The sequence below is a fragment of the Citrobacter sp. HN-141 genome (genome assembly GCF_033341895.1).
In the GTDB taxonomy this organism is placed as follows: domain Bacteria; phylum Pseudomonadota; class Gammaproteobacteria; order Enterobacterales; family Enterobacteriaceae; genus Citrobacter.
Map to the genome: position 1 here is coordinate 503836 of NZ_JAWPBF010000001.1, position 22741 is coordinate 526576.

A 22741-nucleotide genomic window follows, 5' to 3' on the forward strand; every position below is an offset into this window, starting at 1 on the left:
CTCTATGCCAATACACGACAAGTCTCCACGACCGCAGGAATTTGCTGCGGTCGACCTTGGTTCAAACAGTTTCCATATGGTCATTGCCCGCGTGGTTGATGGCGCAATGCAAATTATCGGGCGACTGAAACAACGCGTACATCTGGCGGACGGCCTTGGCGCGGACAACAAGCTAAGCGAAGAAGCGATGGAACGCGGCTTAAGCTGTTTGTCACTTTTCGCTGAACGTCTGCAGGGGTTTCCTCCCTCCAGCGTCTGCATCGTGGGAACCCATACTTTGCGCCAGGCGCTAAATGCGACCGATTTTCTTAAGCGGGCAGAAAAGGTCATCCCCTACCCGATCGAAATAATTTCCGGTAACGAAGAAGCCCGACTGATTTTTATGGGCGTGGAGCATACCCAGCCAGAAAAAGGCCGTAAGCTGGTTATCGACATCGGTGGGGGTTCGACTGAACTGGTGATCGGTGAAGATTTCGAGCCTAAACTGGTCGAAAGTCGCCGTATGGGTTGCGTCAGTTTTGCCCAGATGTACTTTCCGGGTGGCGCGATCAGCCGGGAAAATTTCCAGCGCGCCCGTATGGCGGCAGCGCAAAAGCTGGAAACGCTCACCTGGCAATTTCGAATTCAGGGCTGGAACGTTGCACTGGGAGCTTCAGGCACCATCAAAGCCGCCCATGAAGTGCTGCTGGAAATGGGTGAGAAAGATGGTTTTATCACCCCTGAACGTCTGGACAAGCTGGCAACTGAGGTCCTGAAGCATGCTTCCTTTGAGGCACTCAGCATGCCGGGGCTGTCAGAAGAACGAAAAGCCGTTTTTGTTCCCGGTCTGGCAATACTGTGCGGTGTTTTTGATGCCCTCGCTATTCGTGAACTTCGACTTTCCGATGGCGCGCTGCGTGAAGGCGTACTGTATGAGATGGAAGGCCGTTTTCGCCACCAGGATGTTCGTAGCCGCACTGCCAGCAGTCTGGCAAACCAGTACAATATCGACAGCGAACAGGCACGGCGCGTACTGGAAACGACCATGCAGATGTACGATCAGTGGCATGTGCAGCAACCTAAACTGGCAAACCCGCAGCTGGAAGCGTTGCTCCGGTGGGCGGCGATGCTGCATGAAGTCGGGCTGAACATCAACCACAGCGGATTGCATCGCCACTCGGCTTATATTCTGCAAAACAGCGACCTGCCAGGCTTCAACCAGGAGCAACAGCTGATGATGGCGACCCTGGTTCGCTATCATCGTAAAGCGGTTAAGCTGGATGATTTACCCCGCTTTACGCTGTTCAAGAAAAAGCAGTTCCTGCCGCTAATTCAGCTACTGCGACTTGGGGTATTGCTCAACAACCAGCGCCAGGCAACGACTACGCCGCCGACGCTCACGTTGATTACCGACGATAACCACTGGACGCTACGCTTCCCGCACGACTGGTTTAGCCAGAACGCGCTGGTGCTGCTCGATCTGGAAAAAGAGCAGCAATACTGGGAAGCCGTTACAGGCTGGTGCCTTAAAATTGAGGAAGAAAACTCACCCGATATCGCTGCGTGAGTAATCGGCAGGTGCCAGTGTGACTGGCACCTGTTCTTCCAGAGTTTTATGCAGCGGCCGCGGCTCACCAATCAGATAGCCCTGCAAATAATCAATCCCCAGAGAAGTCACCGCACTGCGTATTTCTTCGCTTTCAACATACTCCGCGACCACCAACATTTTTTTCATCCGTGCCAGATGACAAATCGAGGCCACGATTTGGTAGTCGAGACTATTAGAGACAATGTTACGGATAAAGCTTCCGTCAATCTTCAGGATGTCAGCACTCACATTTTTCAACCGTGCATAGCTGGCATAGCCGGTACCAAAATCATCGATCGCAATCTGACAGCCCAATACTTGCAGTTGCAGCAATGTTGCCTGGGCCTGCTCCGCATTGGTTAACGCATTGCTCTCTGTAACCTCAAAGATCAATTGCCATGCTTCAACCTGATACTTCACCAACAACTGGCTGATTTCGTGAGGAAATTTGGCCCGACATACGGACGTAGGCGATAAATTGATCGCAAAACGATGAGCGGGCATTTTCTCCCGATTCTGCGCCATAAATTTCAGCGTATTTTCAATAACCCACAGATCAATGCTGGATGACAACCCAAACTCATGGGCTACCGGTAAGAAATTATCAGGGGCAATCGTTTCACCTTCATCGCCCTGAAGACGCAGCAGGATTTCATGATAAACATCGCCCCGCACGCCAAAAATCGGCTGTGCCATCAGGAAGAAGCGATCATGTTCCAGCGCCTGCTGCAAACGGTTCATCATCGCCACTTTATCTTTCAGATCCCGCTGCAGGTGCATGACGCCACGTCGCTGCAAATTTTCCGGCATATTGGTCGCCAGCGAGAGCTCGGCGATGGTGCTTAACTCCCCCAGTAACAGATAGATGTGGTTAACGGGTGAGCGAACATAGCAAAAACTGATCCCAACCTGCGGTTGTAGGGGCATACCATCCCAGACAAAACGAAACTTCCTGATATGTTTGTCCAGCGCTTCAATACGCTGCTGATGTGACTCAGTATTAAAACGCAGAATTAAATCATTACCGGATAATTGAAAAACATATTCGTCTTGTTCCAGCAACGGCGCTATCCAGTGAGCGAGTTTTTGCTTGTACTGGATGCGCAGCATAATACCGTAGTTTTTCACCAACAGTTCCATGCCCGGTATACGCAGAAAACAGAGCACTGACCATGGCGCTTTTTTCAGCGTTCGGTTCAATGCCCGCAGATTTGGCAAATGCACCATCGGATCAAAATATGCCAGACGATGCGTGCGTCGGGTGACAAATCGCTGACGCGTTGCCAGCACGGCAATGTAATTTACGATGAAAGAAAAAACGAGGTAACTCGAAGAGGTAATTGCAAGTTGTGTATCATACCCCGAATACCAGGGCATATAGCGTTGATAATAATGAATGGCAGTTATCAAAACGACTGTCCATATCATTGAAATAAATCGGTAACCGTAACGCATTGCGCCCCATAACATGACAGGCAGTAACAGAGATAAGGTATAATTGGTGCTGAATATCGAACTCTGTTCATTTAACGGCATAAACAGCATACCCATCAACAAAGTCAATATTATCAATCAGGCTGCAAACTCTGTGCGCGTTACTTTGGTGTCAACTTGCTGCTTTAATTGCGAAAAATAGCCCCGTATATGCAGCGGGTTTCGAATGGTTCGGATGATAAAATAGCACAGAGGAATACCAACAAGGTTCCCTACCAGCATGGCCTGGTAGTTGATCAACGTTCCGGTATTAAAGGGCATAACGCCCACCATACCTGATTTGCTCTCGTATACGCCAACAAACGCGGCGAACTGATAGAGGATCAGGAATAGCGTTGCCGGACAGAAAACCTGCCAAAATATTCGTTGAAACATCAGATGGGCGTCGCCATGCGCCACGTTGTTTCGCCGGGGAGAAAAAACTTTATATCCGCCCCAACTAAGCACCATTGTAACTATAAAGTGCGTAATAATTGACAGCGTTTCAAATAACCCAACCTGCGGATATTTGTACCAACCGATGGCTATGATTATTCCTGGTAATGCTGCCCAACTAAAAAACAACATCAGGCTAATCATCAGCGCTAAAGGCAGGTAAAAAAGGACGACTGTACCGGTACTAATATGTGCGTAGGTATTGGCAGTGCTCAATAACGGCAACAGTAAAGATGGTAAGATGAGGGGCAGCGCCCACCATTTATCTCTAATACTTATATAATTTTTATTGAGTTTCATAGATGCTCAGTAGAATCCCTCACGTCATGTGGGGGTATTTTCTGTAGAGGGCATTCAGACAGGCATCCCACCTGGCTTTAAAACTATGATGTAATACACATCACAATGGCTCATCAATTTTAGTTACGGATAACAGACGGGGTTTGATATATGTCAAAAAAAATATCCCCCATTAATCAATTATTACCTTTTTCTTTATTTATGATCGTTTATTCATTATTAATGCAAATAATAATATTAATTTCCATAACATAAGGCGATAAAACCGTTGATGCAATTTTACATAACGAAGAATTGACCATTTCCTCTTAGTGTGCCTTAATGTAAGTATCGCCCACTGGTTGGGTACACTTTAAGGAACCTTTTGTGAGCCAGGTTACCAGCCTACGCAAACGACACCGATTTAACAGTCGCATGATCCGGATCGTACTGCTTATCAGCTTCATCTTCTTCTTCGGACGCTTCGTCTACTCTGCTATCGGTGCGTGGCACCACCACCAGGACAAGAAAGAATCCCAGCAGATCACCTTGCCGCAACAGACTTCTCCTACTCAAACTGACGAACGCTGAACGCTCGTATCTGTGATCCCCCTGTCTTAAGATTCCTTACCGGATGGCTAATCGCCTGACATTTAACCATCCAGTAAGGGATTTGAGCGAACATTTTTCGCCCATCCAGCCAACAGCACCGACTGCTGCATTGGATATGCCTGTGGCGTTCCGCACAATTACACAATCTTTTCCTTCCGCTTCCCCGCACCATTTGCGCTGTTTTTTTACGTTCGACTTTACTGAACATAAAAAGACTCACTCAGCTCAAATAACCGCTAATTAATACCCTCAAAAAATATCAGCGGTTTACACATTAATATTTTGTATAAAAATTAAATGTTTATTTGAATTTCTAACATTTATTCATACTACAGGGTTATACCATGCGTAGTTTTACATTATTTCCCAAAATACGTACCGGTCTTGAATGGCTTGCCGGGCACAGTGATGCGGTAATTCAATTTGGCTGGAACATCGTCGCTGCCGTCATTTTGCTGTTTGTCGGTAAATTTATCGCTCGCCTGCTCTCCCGCGGGCTGGAAAAATTACTCCTCAAGCGAAAAGTCGACATCACCATCATCCAGTTCTTCACCGCCCTCGTCCGCTACATTACCCTCGCCTTCTTCGTTGTCGCCGCACTGGGCCGCGTCGGTATTGAAACATCATCCATTATTGCGGTTATCGGTGCCGCGGGGCTGGCCGTCGGCCTGGCATTGCAGGGATCGCTATCCAACTTTGCCGCAGGCGTCTTGTTGGTCTCCCTACGTCCATTTCGCGCCGGGGAAGTCGTACAGATTGGCGCAGTTACCGGAACGGTAGAAAAGGTCCACATCTTCTCCACCACGCTTCTCACTGCCGACAGCAAAGAAGTGGTGATCCCAAACGGTAAGATCATTTCCGATAACATTATTAACTATTCCCGCCACCCATTTCGCCGTATCGATCTGGTCATTGGCGTCGGTTATCAGAGCCGTATTGCTGATGTCAAACGCGTTATCAATCGGATCATCGTTCAGGATCGTCGTATAGACCAGAAACGTGGTGTAACCGTGCGCCTGGGAGAGCTTGGTGCCTCATCGCTGAACTTCTATGTTCGTGTATGGGTACGCAACGCTGAGTACTGGAACACCTATTACGATCTGCTGGAAAATATCAAAGAAGCGCTGGACGACAACCATATCGACCTGCCCTATCCGCAAATGGATATTCGTGTGGAAAATGTTGCATCCAAAACGCAGCCCCAGCTGCAGTTGGTTGATTAGCCAACCCTCTGTTAGCACATTCTGCCGATGTGCTTGCTGAAATTCGGGCAATAAAAAACCCTCTGTAAAAACAGAGGGTTGAATGCAGTTTTACCTGTTCATGAAAACTCAGGAAGGGTTATCGGCTTATTCCCACTCAATCGTCGCTGGCGGCTTACCGCTGATGTCATACACCACGCGGGAGATACCGTTAACTTCGTTGATGATGCGGTTGGAAACGCGGCCCAGGAAGTCATACGGCAGGTGCGCCCAATGTGCGGTCATAAAGTCGATAGTTTCTACAGCACGCAGGGAGACAACCCAGTCATACTTACGGCCATCGCCCATTACGCCAACGGAACGAACCGGCAGGAATACGGTGAACGCCTGACTGACTTTGTTGTACAGGTCAGCTTTGTGCAGTTCTTCGATGAAGATAGCATCCGCACGACGCAGCAGGTCGCAGTACTCTTTCTTCACTTCGCCCAGCACGCGAACGCCGAGACCCGGACCCGGGAATGGGTGACGGTACAGCATGTCATACGGGAGACCCAGTTCCAGACCAATTTTGCGCACTTCGTCTTTGAACAACTCACGCAACGGTTCAACCAGGCCCATCTTCATCTCTTTCGGCAGGCCGCCCACGTTGTGGTGAGATTTGATAACGTGCGCTTTACCGGTTGCCGAAGCAGCAGATTCGATAACGTCAGGGTAGATAGTTCCCTGCGCCAGCCACTTAACGTCTTCCAGCTTCAGCGCTTCTTCATCGAATACTTCAACGAACACGCGACCAATGATTTTACGTTTGGCTTCCGGATCGTTCTCGCCTTTCAGCGCGTCGAGGAAACGCTGTTCGCCTTCAACGTGAATAATGTTCAGACCGAAGTGATCGCCGAACATATCCATCACCTGCTGCGCTTCGTTCAGACGCAACAGACCGTTATCGACGAAGACACAGGTCAGGTTTTTGCCAATTGCACGGTGCAGCAGCATGGCGGTAACGGAGGAGTCAACGCCACCGGACAGACCGAGGATCACTTTGTCATTGCCAACCTGCTCACGAATACGTGCAACAGCGTCGTCGATGATTTTTTCCGGCGTCCACAGCGCTTCACACTGGCAGATGTCACGCACAAAGCGCTCCAGCATGCGCATACCCTGACGAGTATGGGTGACTTCCGGGTGGAACTGCACGCCGTAGAAGCGTTTTTCTTCGTGCGCCATGATAGCGAACGGGCAGCTGTCGGTGCTGGCAACGGTCACGAAACCTTCCGGAATCGCAGTCACTTTATCGCCGTGGCTCATCCATACGTCCAGCAGCGGTTTGCCTTCTGCAGTCAGGGAGTCTTCGATACCGCGGACAAGCGCGCTATCGGTCTGGACTTCAACCTGTGCATAACCGAACTCACGCTCGTTAGAACCTTCAACATGTCCACCCAGTTGCATTGCCATGGTCTGCATGCCATAGCACACGCCAAAGACCGGCACGCCAGCATTGAACACGTACTCTGGTGCACGTGGGCTGTTTGCTTCGGTGGTACTTTCCGGACCACCGGAAAGAATAATACCGCTTGGGTTGAATTCGCGAATTTGTGCTTCCGTAACATCCCATGCCCACAGTTCACAGTAGACGCCCAGTTCACGAACGCGACGTGCAACCAGCTGAGTGTACTGCGATCCGAAATCGAGGATGAGAATGCGATGTTTATGAATATTGTCTGTCATTGACGCTAATTCCGAGGCAAGTGAAACAAATTCGCCCGGCATAGAGCCGGGCGCGGAAACTTATCAGGAGCCCATGCGGTAGTTAGGGGACTCTTTGGTGATGGTCACATCGTGAACGTGACTTTCCTGGATACCCGCACCGCTGATACGGACAAATTCAGCCTGAGTACGCAGCGCGTCGATAGTACCACAGCCGGTCAGGCCCATACAGGAGCGCAGGCCGCCCATCTGCTGGTGAATGATCTCTTTCAGGCGACCTTTATACGCCACGCGACCTTCGATACCTTCCGGAACCAGTTTGTCAGCCGCGTTATCGCTCTGGAAGTAACGGTCAGAAGACCCTTTGGACATCGCGCCCAGGGAACCCATTCCACGGTAAGACTTATAAGAACGCCCCTGGTACAGTTCGATTTCCCCCGGAGACTCTTCGGTACCTGCCAGCATAGAACCCACCATGACGGCAGCAGCACCGGCAGCAATCGCTTTCGCGATGTCGCCAGAGAAACGAATACCGCCGTCGGCGATAACCGGAATGCCTGTCCCTTCCAGTGCTGCAACCGCATCGGAAACGGCGGTAATCTGCGGAACGCCCACACCGGTAACGATACGAGTAGTACAGATGGAACCAGGACCGATACCGACTTTAACCGCGCTACAACCTGCTTCGGCCAGCGCGCGCGCGCCTGCACCCGTGGCAACGTTACCGCCGATGATCTGCAGATCCGGATATTTTGCGCGTGTTTCGCGGATACGCTGCAGAACGCCTTCAGAGTGACCGTGAGAGGAGTCGATCAGCAGAACGTCAACACCGGCGGCAACCAGCGCATCAACACGCTCTTCATTACCTGCGCCTGCACCAACCGCAGCACCCACACGCAGACGACCATGCTCATCTTTACAGGCGTTAGGTTTACGTTCTGCTTTCTGGAAATCTTTTACAGTGATCATGCCGAGAAGATGGAAGCTGTCATCAACGACCAGCGCTTTCTCAACACGTTTTTCGTGCATTTTGGCAAAAACAACATCACGCGCTTCGCCTTCGCGTACGGTAACCAGACGCTCTTTCGGCGTCATGTAAACGCTAACCGGCTGGCTGAGGTCGGTAACAAAGCGTACGTCACGACCGGTGATGATACCGACCAGTTCGTTGTCTTCCGTTACCACCGGGTAGCCTGCAAAACCGTTACGCTCGGTCAGTTCTTTCACTTCGCGCAGCGTGGTGGTTGGCAGTACGGTCTGTGGGTCAGTCACCACGCCAGATTCGTGTTTTTTCACGCGACGAACTTCTTCCGCCTGGCGCTCGATGGACATGTTTTTGTGGATAAAACCGATGCCGCCTTCCTGAGCCAGAGCAATTGCCAGGCGCGCTTCCGTCACGGTGTCCATCGCTGCAGAGAGCATAGGAATGTTCAGGCGAATGGTTTTCGTCAACTGCGTGCTGAGGTCAGCTGTATTCGGCAGAACGGTAGAATGAGCGGGAACGAGGAGGACGTCGTCAAACGTCAGGGCTTCTTTAGCGATACGTAGCATGGGCAATATCTCACCTGAGAGGTTATTAAATATTGCCGCGGCATTATACAGAGCGTAACCGATTGCATCCACACTTTTTTGCAAAAAAACCTTGCGCTCCTCGGTGAGCATGTTACTTTCGATTGAATAACCTGCTGATTTAGAATTTGATCCCGCTCACATGTTATCCTCTCAGACCACCTCAATTTTTACCGTAAGCCGCCTAAACCAGACGGTTCGCCTGCTGCTTGAGCAGGAAATGGGACACGTGTGGATCAGCGGTGAAATCTCGAATTTCACCCAGCCCTCTTCCGGCCACTGGTATTTCACGCTTAAAGATGACACCGCCCAGGTACGCTGCGCGATGTTCCGCAACAGTAACCGCCGGGTGACCTTCCGCCCGCAGCATGGGCAGCAAGTGCTGGTACGCGCCAACATTACGCTGTACGAGCCGCGCGGTGATTATCAGATTATCGTTGAGAGCATGCAGCCGGCGGGTGAAGGCTTATTACAGCAGAAGTATGAACAGCTAAAAGCCAAATTACAGGCTGAGGGGCTGTTCGATCAGCAATATAAACAACCGTTGCCCTCACCGGCCCATTGCGTCGGGGTGATTACCTCGAAAACCGGGGCGGCGCTGCACGATATCCTCCATGTTCTGAAACGTCGTGACCCTTCTCTGCCGGTGATTATCTACCCGACAGCGGTACAGGGCGACGATGCGCCAGGACAAATCGTGCGTGCCATTGAGCTGGCGAATGCGCGGGACGAGTGCGATGTGCTTATCGTCGGGCGCGGCGGCGGTTCTCTGGAAGATTTGTGGAGTTTTAACGACGAACGCGTAGCGCGGGCAATCTTTGCCAGCCGCATTCCGGTAGTAAGCGCCGTCGGCCACGAAACAGATGTCACGATTGCCGATTTTATTGCAGATTTACGGGCGCCTACGCCATCAGCTGCGGCGGAAATTGTCAGCCGCAATCAACTGGAACTGCTGCGTCAAATTCAACATGGTCAGCAGCGGCTGGAAATGGCGATGGACTACTACATCGCCAACCGTACTCGTCGATTTACCCAACTTCATCACCGTTTGCAACAGCAACATCCGCAACTGCGTCTGGCCCGTCAGCAGACCGTGCTGGAGCGACTGCGCCAGCGGATGAATTTCGCACTTGAGAATAAGATTAAGCAGGCCAATCAGCGCCAACAGCGCGTAAGCCAACGCCTGAGCCAGCAAAACCCACAGCCACGCATTTATCGGGCGCAAACCCGTATTCAGCAACTGGAGTACCGTCTGGCGGAGAATATCCGTGCGCGTTTAAGTGAGCAGCGAGAACGCTTTGGTAATGTGGTGACGCATCTTGAAGCCGTAAGTCCGCTTTCTACGCTGGCACGCGGCTATAGCGTCACTACTGCGACGGACGGTAAAGTGCTGAAGCAGACCAAACAGGTGAAGGCCGGTGACGTGCTCACGACCCGACTGTCAGATGGTTGGGTAGAGAGTGAAGTGAAAGGCGTGACGGCGGCAAAGAAAACGCGCAAGAAAAAGCCGGATTAAACCGGCGCAAACTCCACACGTTTCTTCGAAATCAGCCCATGGCCATTCTGACAGAAGTAATCCACCGCTCCGCAGGCTTTTAACACCTGGAGCGGCTGATGGCACTCCGGACAGCGCGCTTCTAACGGAATATCTTTTTTACAGTTTTCACAGTGTGCCACACCGTTTTGTAGTTCCAGTTCTGCGTGACAATCCGGGCAGTTCATTGACATGGTGACTCCTAAAAGGGCGTTCAGCTCGGCACTAATTTTACCACGATACGCTTAGTGTAGGCCACGCAGCTGTTGCTGCAAGGTGAGTAATCGTTCAACCTCCTCCAGTCTGCGCTGCGTTGTGCTCCTCACCTCCTGTGGGCTGCGTTCAAACAGGCTTTGCGCCCCCAGAATATGCTCCGCCAGGCAATGGGCATAAATCGTGCCGGGAAGCCTCCAGCGACGCACAGCATCACCGTCAATCAATTCAAGCACATCCCCGGCACCGCGCCGGTCATGGCTGATGATACGACCATCGCTCAGATACAGACGCAAACCTTTTTGCCCGCCAGTTGGCCCCGCGTATTTATTCAGCCAGATATCCAGCGGTATACCGCTAATCTGTCCCTGAAGATGAGCTTCACCCTCTGCCGTAGTCAGATCACCACGGGAGATATCACGCCCCAGGCGGTCTTTCGCGGTTATCACCTGCAGCACCATCTCATCACTTCCCCCGAGGTAGCGAACCGTTTCACGCAACATAGCCAGCACGTGCGTACCTATATCCAGAATCACGCCATCCGGATGGCGAAGCTCGCGCGTATCCGGCTCGCCGGTGGCAAAGTTGAGCGCGATAGGTTCCCCTACGGCGTTAAACCCGCTTGGCTCCTGCAAGAATCCTTCAATTTTAACAATGTCCGAAACGTGGGAAACCACTGCCGGTTGCGGGTTATCGCCCTGCCACTGCGCCCCGAGTTTGCCCAATGCCAACTGCATTGCGCCATTACGCGCCATCCAGTGGTCTAGCGCCAGTACGCGATCAGCGACGCCGGGTTGAACCAGCAACGTTTTCAGTTTTTCAATTTGGGAAAGCGTGGCGACAATCGGTTTTTCGACCACGATACGTGCGATGGGAGCGGCCAGCGCCTGTTCAAGCACGTCAAGATGATGCAGTGATGCGGTGGTGATAAATAGGGTATCAAGCGGTGTTGCAAGAAGTTCAGCGAGCGATGCACAGCATGTCACATCAGCAGGCTGTTTTGCGGTTTGCACGTCAAATCCCACACAGCACAGGGAATCACCGTAAAGGTTACGTAATGCAGGCATGTATGCCGTTTCAACAACTGCGCCAAGCCCAACAAACCCTAACAGCATGTTCTCACCTCGTAAATTGAATGGCCGGGACATCACGTCTGCCCCGGCACAATCGAGGTGTTATCAGGCGCTGGTTACCGGTTTAGTTTGCGTATTCTCCAGCATGCGACGAATCGGCACAATGAGGACGATCAGTACCGCGGCGCAGATCAGCAACGCAATCGAGCAGCGAGCGAAGAGATCCGGCAGCATATCCAGTTGGTCGGCCTTCACATGACCACCAATCAGACCTGCGGCCAGGTTACCCAGCGCACTGGCGCAGAACCACAGGCCCATCATCTGCCCGCGCATTCTTTCCGGGGCCAGCAGCGTCATGGTCGCCAGACCGATCGGGCTCAGGCACAGTTCACCAAGCGTCAGCATCAGGATGCTGCCCACCAGCCAGAATGGAGAAACGCCAGCACCGCCGTTACTGAGAACGTTTTGCGCAGCCAGCATCATCAGACCAAAGCCTGCAGCGGCACAGAGAATACCGATAACGAACTTGGTGATGCTGCTCGGGCGAATGTTCATGCTCGCTAGCTTCGGCCACGCCCAGCTGAATACCGGTGCCAACAGAATGATAAACAGCGCATTTATCGACTGGAACCAGACTGCCGGGATTTCAAAATCACCGATCATACGGTTAGTGTAGTCGTTAGCGAACAGGTTGAACGAGGTTGGTTTCTGCTCAAACGCGGACCAGAAGAACGCGGCGGAAACCAGCAGGATAAAGCAGACCAGCAGTCTGGCGCGCTCTTTACGGTTCAGACCGGCAAAGATGAACAGGTAGATAAAATAGAGCGCGACGGAAGCGGCAATCACGTATACCAGTACGCTGGCAACCGCGACCGGATTAATCACAATCACTCCCTGCGCAATCAGCGTAACGATAACGGCTACGCCGACAGCCAGCGCCAGCAGCCACGCGCCCACACCGTTACGTTTTACTACTGGGCTGTTCCAGGTAGAGTCCAGACCTACTTCGCTGTCATAACGTTTCATCGATGGAACGGCAAACACGCGGAAGATGATCAACGCTACCAGCATCCCGATACCACCGATGCCAAAGCCCCAGTGCCAACCGTGGGTTTTAATCAGCCAGCCGGAGATCAACGGCGCAATAAACGACCCCATATTGATGCCCATGTAGAACAGCGAGAAACCGCCGTCGCGACGCGCATCGCCCTTTTTATACAGCGTGCCAACCATCACTGAGATACAGGTCTTAAACAGACCGGACCCGAGCACGATAAACATCAGGCCGATAAAGAACAGGTTGTCACCCATGATGGCAGAGAGCGCAATCGACAGATGGCCGAGGGCAATCAGGATAGAGCCATACCAGACAGCTCTTTGCTGACCGAGCCAGTTATCCGCCAGCCAACCGCCCGGCAGCGCGGCAAGATACATCGTACCGGCAAAGATACCGACAATCGCCGACGCATTTTCACGCGCCAGCCCCATACCGCCGTCATAAACGGTAGCAGCCATAAACAGGATCAGTAACGGACGAATGCCATAAAACGAAAAACGCTCCCACATCTCAGTGAAGAACAATGAGCCGAGCGGATAAGGATGACCGAAGAACGTTCGGCTTTCTTTTTGATTAACAGAGGATTGCATAATTCTCCCGAAAAGATATGTCGTGTGCTTGTAAACACCGTGATGTACGCCGGCCAGTTACGTTGCTGGTCGATTTTTTACATACGGCGAAGAGTTATTTAACCATTTGATAACCTGACAGTAGTTTTGTCTAGTACCAACCGGGTGACTTTAAGATGAAAATTCGACAATTGTCTACTTTCTTAGATTTAAACTTGGTAAAAAGCGAATAGTCATTGACAGCAAACAGACAGGTACAGGCGAAAAAAAACCCGCGACAAGCGCGGGTTTTCATCTGCATCAGCAACGATTACTTGCTTTTTTTGATGTGTTTAATCAAACGCTTACGTTTACGCATCTGAGTCGGAGTCAGCGTATTGCGTTTGTTTGCAAACGGGTTTTCCCCTTCTTTGAACTGAATACGGATCGGCGTCCCCATTACGTTCAGAGATTTGCGGAAATAGTTCATCAGATAGCGCTTGTAGGAATCCGGCAGGTCTTTGACCTGGTTGCCGTGAATCACCACGATTGGCGGGTTATAACCACCGGCATGGGCATATTTCAGCTTCACACGACGACCACGCACCAGCGGTGGCTGATGATCTTCTACTGCCATGGTCATGATGCGCGTCAGCATTGCGGTACTCACGCGACGTGTGGAGCTATCGTATGCTTCACGGACCGATTCAAACAGATTACCTACGCCGCTACCGTGCAGCGCCGAGATAAAGTGTACGCGCGCAAAATCAATAAAGCCCAGACGGAAGTCCAGCGTCTCTTTGACCTGCTCTTTTACTTCCTGCGTCAGGCCATCCCACTTGTTCACAACGATAACAAGTGAGCGCCCACTATTGAGGATAAAGCCCAGCAGCGACAGGTCCTGATCGGAAATCCCTTCACGCGCATCAATCACCAGCATCACCACGTTGGCATCTTCAATTGCCTGCAGCGTTTTGATTACTGAGAATTTTTCTACCGCCTCGGTAATTTTACCGCGTTTACGTACACCCGCTGTGTCAATCAGCACATATTCGCGCTCATCACGTTGCATCGGAATATAAATACTGTCGCGCGTGGTCCCCGGCATATCGTAAACCACAACGCGGTCTTCACCGAGAATACGGTTAGTCAGTGTGGACTTACCTACGTTCGGACGACCAACAATCGCCAGTTTAATCGGCAAATCCTGCGGGTTGAAATCGTCTTCAGGCTCTTCTTCGCCGTTTTCTTTGGCTTCCAGCTGCGCCCAGTATTCTGCGTCTTCATCCACTTCTTCCTGAGGAGCAACGTCATCCATCCACGGCAGCAGAACATGCTCCAGCAGGCTGAGGACGCCACGACCATGGGACGCCGCGATCGGATAAATTTCACCCAGACCCAGAGAGTAGAAATCAACAACCGCCTGGTCAGGATCGAGTCCGTCAGTTTTGTTGGCGACCAGGAACGTCGGTTTCTGGCGCGCACGCAGATGCTTGGCAATGGCTTCATCTGCCGGCATCAGGCCAGCACGCGCGTCCACCATGAACAGCACAACGTCTGCTTCTTCGATAGCCAGCAGCGACTGTTCTGCCATACGGGTTTCAACACCGTCTTCGGTGCCATCAATACCGCCGGTATCAATACAGATAAACTCACGGCCTTCAATTTCCGCACGACCGTACTTACGGTCACGAGTCAGACCCGGGAAATCCGCAACCAGCGCATCTCGGGTGCGAGTTAGACGGTTAAATAACGTGGATTTGCCAACGTTAGGGCGCCCGACAAGCGCGACCACAGGTACCATGTTTAAAGCCTCATTTAAAAAATCATCAGACAACGGGCACATTTTTTGCCCCGTTGTTAAAAACAGTAAAACGGCCCCTGCACCAGGAGCCGTTTTTCAAAGCGAGCGGCCGCGACGATTAACGCGTAATAGAGTACAGCGTACCGTCTTTCGCCTGGATCAGCAGTTTACCATCAGCAGAGACCGGCTCGGTCAGGAAACCGGAGCTGTCGACTTTCTGTTGGGCAACAAAACGACCATCGTCAACGTTAATCCAGTGCAGATAGCCTTCGCTATCACCGACGACCAGATTGCCATTATACAATACCGGGGACGTCAGCAGACGGTGCAGCAGATCGCTTTGCGTCCACAGCGTCACGCCGCCATCGGTCGTCAGCGCCAGCACACGGTCATTCTGATCAACCAGATAGATACGATTACCATCAACGATAAAATCATTCACCGAGCCGAGCTCACGTTTCCACATGATCTGGCCGCTGCGCAGATCCAGCGCCGTCAGGTTACCATTATAAGCCAGCGCGTAAACTACGCCATTGACGATAACCGGCGTGGTATCGACATCACTCAGACGATCGATTTCGGTTGGGCCAGTGGCCTGAGAGATACGCTGCTGCCAAATCATCTGGCCCTGCTGCATCAGTACGGCACTTACGCGACCATTGTCGCCACCCACAATCGCTGCGCCAAAGGCGGTCGCCGGAGCGGATTCACCACGTAAGGAAAGTGATGGCATGTCGAGGTTTACGGTCCATTTGATGGCGCCGTCAGCTTCGTTCAATGCCTGCAACTGACCGTTACTGGTGTGGATCAATACCACGCCATCGCTCACCACCGGGCGCGACAACGCTTCACCGGCAACTTTCGTTTGCCATGCGGTTGTACCGTCACTGGTGTTAAGCGCATAAACCTGTGCTTTTTCGCTGCCAATATAAACATGGCCGCCCGACACGGTTACACCGCCAGAAAGCTGAGCAGATGCACGGGAGAACCAACCGTCTTTCTCACCCAGATTAACAGACCAGACTTCTTTGCCGTCGTCTGCGTTCAGCGCTTTCACCACACCTGCGCGATCGGCTGCATAGACCACGTTATCCGCCAGCGCAGGATGAAGGTTGGAGTAGAAATCGCCAATACCGTTGCCTACAGAAGTGCTCCAGGCAGTAGACGGAGTAAACTGGTTTTCAACCACCGGTAACGGGGACATCTTAACGACATCTTCTTCGCCACTAAACAGTGAACAGCCGCTCAATAGGGTAACAGAAAGCAGCCCTGGCAGAAGTAATTTACGCAATTGCATCGGGTCCCTCTCAGATGGACAAATTATTGATTTTCATCTGCATCATTTCGCTCAGAGCAGGAGAGGCATCGCTTTTCACACCCGCTTCCCATGCGCTACGCGCACCTTGTTTGTCGCCTTTGCTCAGCAACGCTTCACCACGCAGATCGGCCACAATTGCCGCCCACCCTTCACCTTTAATGGTATCGAGTGTTTTCAGCGCGGTATCAGCCTGCTTAAGCTGAACCTGAACACGAGCAAGACGCAGATTAAGCACCGCTTTGAGATTCTCATCGCTGGTGGCGGCCAGGCCTTGTTGTAACTGGGCCGCGGCTTTCTCTAGTTCGTTTTGGTCAACAAACTGCTGTGCCAGTTCCATTGACGCTAACGCGCCATAGGTGTTTTTGTTTTCCGCTGCAAATTTCTCTGCGGCAGGAATGCTATCAGGCTTACCTGCGCTAACCGCAGTCACCGTATTTTGATATGCCAGAGAAGCAGAGCGTGCGGACTCCGTCTGATGACTGGTCCAGTAACGCCAGCCGACCAGCGCGCCAACCCCTAAAATGACCCCAACAACCAGCGCTTTGCCGTTTTCAGCAAAGAAGCGTTTTACCGCATCAACCTGGTCGTGTTCGTTCTCGTAAATTTCCACGCTGTCCTTCTCCTTAGCCCAGTAGAGTGCGCAAATGCGTGGCAACGCTATCCTGCGCTACTGCCGTTTGCTCACCAGAGCGCAAATCCTTCACTACAACGGTACCGTCAGCCACTTCGGACTCACCCAGTACCAGTGCAACGCGGGCGCCCCACTTATCGGCGCGAGCAAACTGTTTCTTAAAGTTGCCGCCACCGTGGTTAGTCATCAGTTTCACACCGGGAACGTCATCACGCAGACGTTCAGCAAGCCGCATCGCAGCCGACTGTGTATCCGCACCTGAAGCCACCAGGTATATATCGACAACAGGATCTGCGTTAAATTCCGGATTAACTGCCTGAACTAACAAAACAAGTCGTTCCAGGCCCATAGCGAAGCCTACCGCTGGCGTGGCACGACCGCCAAGTTGCTCAACCAGACCATCATAACGACCACCTGCACAGACGGTACCCTGTGAGCCCAGGCTGTTGGTTACCCACTCAAATACGGTGCGGTTGTAATAGTCGAGACCACGAACCAGACGCTGATTAACGGTATAGGCAATACCTGCGGATTCCAGCAGTTTGCACAGACCCGCGAAATGTTCGCGAGAATCGTCATCAAGATAGTCACCCAGTGCCGGGGCATCGTTCAGCAGCGCCTGCACGTCCGGGTTTTTGGAGTCGAGAACGCGCAGCGGGTTGGTGTACATGCGGCGCTTGCAATCTTCGTCCAGTTTTTCTTTGTGCTGTTCCAGGTAGGCGACCAGCGCATCACGGTAGTTAGCACGCGCTTCAAGCGAACCAATAGAGTTCAGCTCAAGGCTAACATGCTGGGAAATACCCAGTGCACGCCACCAGCGGGCAGTCAGCATAATCAGCTCAGCATCAATGTCCGGGCCTTGCAGACCAAACACTTCGACACCCAACTGATGGAATTGGCGATAACGACCTTTTTGCGGACGTTCGTGGCGGAACATCGGCCCGATGTACCACAGACGCTGTTCCTGATTGTACAGGAGACCATGTTCGATGCCGGCGCGTACACAGCCCGCAGTGCCTTCAGGACGCAGGGTCAGGCTGTCGCCATTGCGGTCCTCAAAGGTATACATCTCTTTTTCAACGACGTCGGTCACTTCACCGATCGCACGTTTGAATAACGGGGTCTGCTCTACAATCGGCAAGCGGATTTCACTGTAACCGTAGCTGCCGAGCACGTTTTTGAGAGTGCCTTCAATGCGCTGCCAGATGGCGGTTTCGCCAGGCAGATAATCGTTCATGCCGCGAATGGCTTGAATGTTTTTTGCCACGTTTATTCTCTTTATGGATATAAAAATGAACCCTCAGCGCTAACCCGAATAATACGGGCGCCATGCGGGTTCAATCATACACGGGAAGCTCGCCGCTTCCCATCACGTTATTATTTTTCAAGCTGCTGCACGTCAATGCGTCGCGCTTCGTCGAGGATACTCGCTTTGGCGCGAATACGAGCTTCGAGCTGCGTGATCATGTCGTCGTTATCGATTCTGTCTTTACGCACGCCGTCTTCATACAGGCCGCTTTTCTTGTTGCCGCCCGTCACGCCCAGCGTAGAAACCAGCGCTTCACCAGGACCGTTTACCACACAGCCGATGATCGAAACGTCCATTGGCGTAATGATATCTTCCAGGCGTTGCTCCAACGCGTTAACCGTGCCGATAACGTCGAACTCCTGGCGTGAGCAGGTTGGACAAGCGATAAAGTTGATCCCGCGCGCGCGAATGCGCAGCGATTTCAGGATATCAAAGCCCACTTTGATCTCTTCCACCGGATCCGCCGCCAAAGAAACGCGCAGCGTGTCGCCGATCCCTTCAGATAACAGCAGGCCAAGGCCAATCGCGGACTTCACCGAACCGCTACGCAGGCCACCGGCTTCGGTGATCCCCAGATGCAGCGGTTGATCGATCTGTTTTGCCAGCAGACGATAAGATTCTACGGCGAGGAACACGTCAGACGCTTTAACACTGACTTTGAACTGATCGAAGTTCAGGCGATCGAGATGATCCACATGACGCATCGCGGATTCCAGCAGCGCCTGCGGCGTCGGCTCACCGTATTTTTCCTGCAGGTCTTTTTCCAGCGATCCGGCGTTTACACCAATGCGGATAGGAATGTTTTTATCACGAGCGCAATCCACCACCATGCGAATACGCTCTTCGTTACCGATATTGCCTGGGTTGATACGCAGACAATCGACACCGTATTCCGCCACTTTCAGCGCAATACGGTAATCAAAGTGAATATCGGCAACCAGCGGGACATTAACCTGCTGTTTGATAAGCTTAAACGCTTCTGCTGCATCCATTGTCGGTACAGAGACACGAACAATATCTGCGCCTACACGTTCCAGCGATTTGATCTGATTAACCGTCGCTTCCACATCCGTGGTCCGCGTATTGGTCATAGACTGTACGGCGATGGGAGCCCCATCGCCGATCGGCACGTTCCCAACGTAAATGCGTGTCGATTTTCTACGTTGAATTGGAGCCTGATTATGCATTAAAAAATCTCCCGCATTGCCGTCTGTTACTGAGCCGGTGATTGTTCGGCATTAACGGTCAGACGCGCAACCTGGTTAGTTCTGATAAAACGACTCAGGTCGACAGGTTTACCCTGGAACTGAATCTGCACTGCCGCCGGAGCACCAATTTTCAGTTTGTACGGTGCCTGACCGGTCAGATTCAAATTGCCATCTTTACGCTGCATGCCGCTAAACAGTTTTTTACCGGTTGCGTCGGTCACTTCCAGCCAGCAGTCAGCGGTGAAATTCATCACCAGCGCGTTAGGATCGGCAGCCGGCGTTGTTACACCCGCCTGGTCAGTCGGCAATGGTGCCGCTGTCGCCGGTGCAGTGGACGTGGTCGTTGCAGTATCAACATTGGCCTGAGACGGAGCCACAACGGCGTTTTGATCTGCGCCAGGCGCCGGGGTCGCTGCAGTATCCGGCGTTTGAGCGGCATCAGCCACTGCGCCATCATCCGGAGCCGGTGTACTGTCCTGGCTTGCAGCGGCGCTGGTATCCAGCGGCACGCTCTGCGCGTTATCTTTACCGGCATTCAGTTCAGCGGAAGATTGATCGGCCATCGTGGTGATCTCTTCCTGCTGCGCTTTATGGTTTTGCCACCACCAGGCACCGGTCAGTCCGACAACGACAAACAGTACCAGCCAGGTAAAGGTCATTAGCCAGCCGTCACGCTTCTTGCGGCGCTTACCGAGCGAAAAACTCTGCATCGGCGCAACTTTGGCAGGGCGAATCGGAGCCTGTTTTTCCAGCCCTGGCAACAGTTCTTCTTCAGGAATATGCACCAGACGCGCATAAGAACGGATATACCCGCGCAGGAATGTTGAAGCGAGATCGGCTGGCGCCTTATCGTCTTCAATATCGCGTACCGTGGAGACCTTCAGGCAGAGTCGTTCCGCGACTACCTGTTGGCTGAATCCGAGTTGTTCACGGGCATTGCGCAGACGAACGCCGGTGGATAGTGCTTCATTTTTGTCGTGCGTGGCTTCAGTATTCATTCGCTACAGCTGCGTAAATTTGGGTTCTGGCGCCGGCGAGCCACAATGCTCACCCACACCGCGAAACATCTGGTCAGTTAACCTTCGTCAGACAGTATAAAACGGTCAGACTATCTATGACAAAACAGTGTAAACCTAAGGGCTAAACGCTTGTTGCACCGCTACATACTGCCTTAAAGTCGACTAAAACGCACCGTTATTATTGATCCGACGACGACAACAAAGGACCTTATGTAACTTACATTGCACTACGGTACATTATTTATACCGTAGTGCATTCGGCATCAAACGGTTTTGATATCGATAGCATCGCCCTGCATACGCTTGCGCAGAGTACGCTTGGTACGGTCGATAACGTCTCCCGCCAGCTGACCACAGGCTGCATCGATGTCATCACCACGTGTTTTACGCACGATGGTCGTGAAACCATAGCTCATCAACACTTTAGAGAAACGATCGATACGACTGTTAGAGCTACGACCATATGGCGCGCCCGGGAACGGGTTCCACGGAATCAGGTTGATCTTACATGGCGTGTCTTTCAGCAGTTCTGCAAGCTGATGCGCATGCTCAGTGCCATCGTTGATATGGTCCAACATCACATACTCGATGGTCACGCGGCCCTGGTTCGCATTGGATTTCTCCAGATAGCGGCGCACTGCCCCGAGGAACGTTTCAATATTGTACTTTTTGTTGATAGGTACAATTTCGTCACGAATTTCATCATTTGGCGCATGCAGAGAAATCGCCAGTGCGACATCAATCATATCGCCCAACTTATCCAGCGCAGGGACGACGCCTGAGGTGGACAGCGTGACGCGACGCTTGGACAGCCCAAAACCGAAGTCATCAAGCATAATTTCCATCGCCGGAACGACGTTAGTCAGGTTAAGCAGTGGCTCCCCCATCCCCATCATCACCACGTTGGTGATGGGACGCACGCCTGTGGCTTTCACCGCGCCGACGATTTTCGCCGCACGCCAGACCTGACCAATGATTTCCGACACCCGCAGGTTACGGTTAAAGCCCTGCTGCGCCGTAGAGCAGAATTTACACTCTAATGCACAACCAACCTGTGAAGAAACACACAGGGTCGCACGATCGTCTTCCGGGATATAAACCGTTTCAACACGCTGATCGCCAACCGCGATGGCCCATTTGATAGTGCCATCAGAAGAACGCTGCTCTTCCACCACTTCCGGGGCGCGAATTTCAGCCACTTCTTTCAGTTTGTTGCGCAGCACCTTATTGATGTCAGTCATGTCATCAAAATTGTCGCTGCAATAGTGGTACATCCATTTCATGACCTGATCGGCACGAAACGGCTTTTCGCCCATCTCTTTGAAGAATTCGCGCATCTGCTGACGGTTCAGATCCAGCAGGTTAATTTTTCCATTTTTATTTGGAACCGCAGCAATGACGACTTCAGAGGTGTTAACTAATTCAGACATAATTTTTTCCGGCCTCGTTGTTACACGTTATGGCCCGTGGAGGGTTAAAAAGAAACGCCCCGGTAAGCGGTCTGCTCTTCCGGGGCGTTGCATTGTACAAAGTCTGGCGCAGGGATGCCACGTTTGCACGAAGCATTAGCGAAAATAATATGTAAATCGCTAATTCATCGCCAAAGGATTTCGCGTCGCAGGAAGGCGGCAAGTTCGAGCATCCCCGGGAGCATAGAAAACTATGTGACCGGGGTAAACGAACGCAGCCAACGCATCTGCGACGTGAAAGACGCGGGAGATTAGCGAGTGCGCGGGCAAACCTCGCCTTCACCAAAGAAATAGGCGATTTCACGGGCTGCGGATTCAACGGAATCGGAACCGTGGGTACCATTCTCGGTGAAGCTGTCCGCGTAGTCGGCACGCAGCGTACCGGCCAGCGCATTTGCCGGATTCGTTGCGCCCAGCAGATCGCGATGACGCTGTACGGCATTTTCGCTTTCCAGTACGGAAACAACGATTGGACCGGAGGTCATGAATTCAACCAGGCCATCAAAGAACGGTTTGCCGTCGTGCTCAGCATAGAAGCCACGCGCCTGCTCAACGGTCAGGTGCAGCATTTTAGTACCGACAATTTTGAACCCTGCTGCTTCGAAGCGCGCAAAGATGCTCCCAATAACGTTTTTTGCCACCGCGTTTGGTTTGATGATGGAAAAAGTACGTTCAATAGCCATGATTACCTCTGAA

The 22741-nt window shown here is 52.1% G+C and carries 17 protein-coding genes and 1 pseudogene; 4 read left to right on the forward strand and 14 right to left on the reverse strand.

Going from position 1 to position 22741, the window contains the following annotated elements; translation table 11 throughout:
• Positions 1-4 precede the first annotated feature (4 nt).
• Positions 5-1546 carry an exopolyphosphatase gene (gene ppx, locus RYZ59_RS02405; protein WP_318044626.1) on the forward strand — a complete coding sequence of 514 codons (1542 nt, stop codon included), beginning with the start codon at positions 5-7 and terminating at the stop codon, positions 1544-1546.
• On the opposite strand, the pseudogene RYZ59_RS02410 reads toward ppx, so the two are convergent.
• A pseudogene (locus RYZ59_RS02410) lies at positions 1526-3796 on the reverse strand (EAL domain-containing protein). The gene ppx and the pseudogene RYZ59_RS02410 overlap by 21 nt on opposite strands.
• Positions 3797-4162: 366 nt before the next feature.
• Between RYZ59_RS02410 and RYZ59_RS02415 the strand changes: the two are divergent.
• Together RYZ59_RS02415 and mscS are read left to right on the forward strand one after the other, a co-directional pair.
• On the forward strand, positions 4163-4366 hold the full coding sequence (locus RYZ59_RS02415; RefSeq protein ID WP_318044628.1) for a YfgG family protein: 204 nt from the start codon (positions 4163-4165) through the stop codon (positions 4364-4366).
• 365 nt (positions 4367-4731) lie between these two features.
• Positions 4732-5610, forward strand: coding sequence for a small-conductance mechanosensitive channel MscS (gene mscS, locus RYZ59_RS02420; RefSeq protein ID WP_318044629.1), 879 nt, complete (start codon positions 4732-4734; stop codon positions 5608-5610).
• A 126-nt stretch (positions 5611-5736) separates the two neighbouring features.
• Here the strand turns inward: mscS and guaA are convergent, their stop codons facing one another.
• Together guaA and guaB are read right to left on the reverse strand one after the other, a co-directional pair.
• Positions 5737-7314: a glutamine-hydrolyzing GMP synthase gene (gene guaA / locus RYZ59_RS02425; protein ID WP_202038070.1), complete on the reverse strand. Its 1578-nt coding sequence runs from the start codon at positions 7312-7314 to the stop codon at positions 5737-5739.
• A 63-nt stretch (positions 7315-7377) separates the two neighbouring features.
• Positions 7378-8844: an IMP dehydrogenase gene (gene guaB / locus RYZ59_RS02430; RefSeq protein ID WP_318044632.1), complete on the reverse strand. Its 1467-nt coding sequence runs from the start codon at positions 8842-8844 to the stop codon at positions 7378-7380.
• A 160-nt stretch (positions 8845-9004) separates the two neighbouring features.
• On the opposite strand from guaB, the gene xseA reads away from it, so the two are divergent.
• Entirely contained in the window at positions 9005-10378 is a 1374-nt protein-coding gene (gene xseA, locus RYZ59_RS02435) for an exodeoxyribonuclease VII large subunit (protein ID WP_318044633.1), read from the forward strand.
• Here xseA and RYZ59_RS02440 read toward each other — a convergent pair.
• From RYZ59_RS02440 to ndk, 11 genes are all read right to left on the reverse strand, one after another.
• The gene (locus RYZ59_RS02440) at positions 10375-10590 is read right to left on the reverse strand and encodes a zinc ribbon domain-containing protein (RefSeq protein WP_005120435.1); all 216 of its coding nucleotides are present in this window, start codon (positions 10588-10590) and stop codon (positions 10375-10377) included. The two genes, xseA and RYZ59_RS02440, sit on opposite strands and share 4 nt — an antisense overlap.
• A 51-nt stretch (positions 10591-10641) precedes the next feature.
• Positions 10642-11724, reverse strand: coding sequence for a Gfo/Idh/MocA family oxidoreductase (locus tag RYZ59_RS02445; protein WP_318044634.1), 1083 nt, complete (start codon positions 11722-11724; stop codon positions 10642-10644).
• Positions 11725-11787: 63 nt separating this feature from the next.
• Positions 11788-13329, reverse strand: a complete 1542-nt coding sequence (locus tag RYZ59_RS02450; RefSeq protein ID WP_318044635.1) for a peptide MFS transporter — start codon at positions 13327-13329, stop codon at positions 11788-11790.
• A 289-nt stretch (positions 13330-13618) separates the two neighbouring features.
• On the reverse strand, positions 13619-15091 hold the full coding sequence (gene der, locus RYZ59_RS02455; protein WP_318044637.1) for a ribosome biogenesis GTPase Der: 1473 nt from the start codon (positions 15089-15091) through the stop codon (positions 13619-13621).
• A 118-nt stretch (positions 15092-15209) separates the two neighbouring features.
• Positions 15210-16388: an outer membrane protein assembly factor BamB gene (gene bamB, locus RYZ59_RS02460; RefSeq protein ID WP_318044639.1), complete on the reverse strand. Its 1179-nt coding sequence runs from the start codon at positions 16386-16388 to the stop codon at positions 15210-15212.
• A 10-nt stretch (positions 16389-16398) separates the two neighbouring features.
• The gene (locus RYZ59_RS02465) at positions 16399-17019 is read right to left on the reverse strand and encodes a YfgM family protein (protein ID WP_005120429.1); all 621 of its coding nucleotides are present in this window, start codon (positions 17017-17019) and stop codon (positions 16399-16401) included.
• A 13-nt stretch (positions 17020-17032) separates the two neighbouring features.
• Complete coding sequence (gene hisS, locus RYZ59_RS02470; protein WP_137384792.1) at positions 17033-18307, reverse strand: histidine--tRNA ligase; 1275 nt, start codon at positions 18305-18307, stop codon at positions 17033-17035.
• A 110-nt stretch (positions 18308-18417) separates the two neighbouring features.
• Positions 18418-19536 (reverse strand): flavodoxin-dependent (E)-4-hydroxy-3-methylbut-2-enyl-diphosphate synthase, encoded by a 1119-nt coding sequence (gene ispG / locus RYZ59_RS02475; protein ID WP_318044641.1) that lies wholly within the window; start codon positions 19534-19536, stop codon positions 18418-18420.
• Positions 19537-19562: 26 nt separating this feature from the next.
• Positions 19563-20555, reverse strand: a complete 993-nt coding sequence (gene rodZ, locus RYZ59_RS02480; RefSeq protein WP_318044643.1) for a cytoskeleton protein RodZ — start codon at positions 20553-20555, stop codon at positions 19563-19565.
• Positions 20556-20839: 284 nt separating this feature from the next.
• Positions 20840-22006 (reverse strand): bifunctional tRNA (adenosine(37)-C2)-methyltransferase TrmG/ribosomal RNA large subunit methyltransferase RlmN, encoded by a 1167-nt coding sequence (locus tag RYZ59_RS02485; RefSeq protein ID WP_137384795.1) that lies wholly within the window; start codon positions 22004-22006, stop codon positions 20840-20842.
• Between the two features lie 290 nt (positions 22007-22296).
• Positions 22297-22728: a nucleoside-diphosphate kinase gene (gene ndk / locus RYZ59_RS02490; protein WP_003037710.1), complete on the reverse strand. Its 432-nt coding sequence runs from the start codon at positions 22726-22728 to the stop codon at positions 22297-22299.
• Positions 22729-22741: the final 13 nt, after the last annotated feature.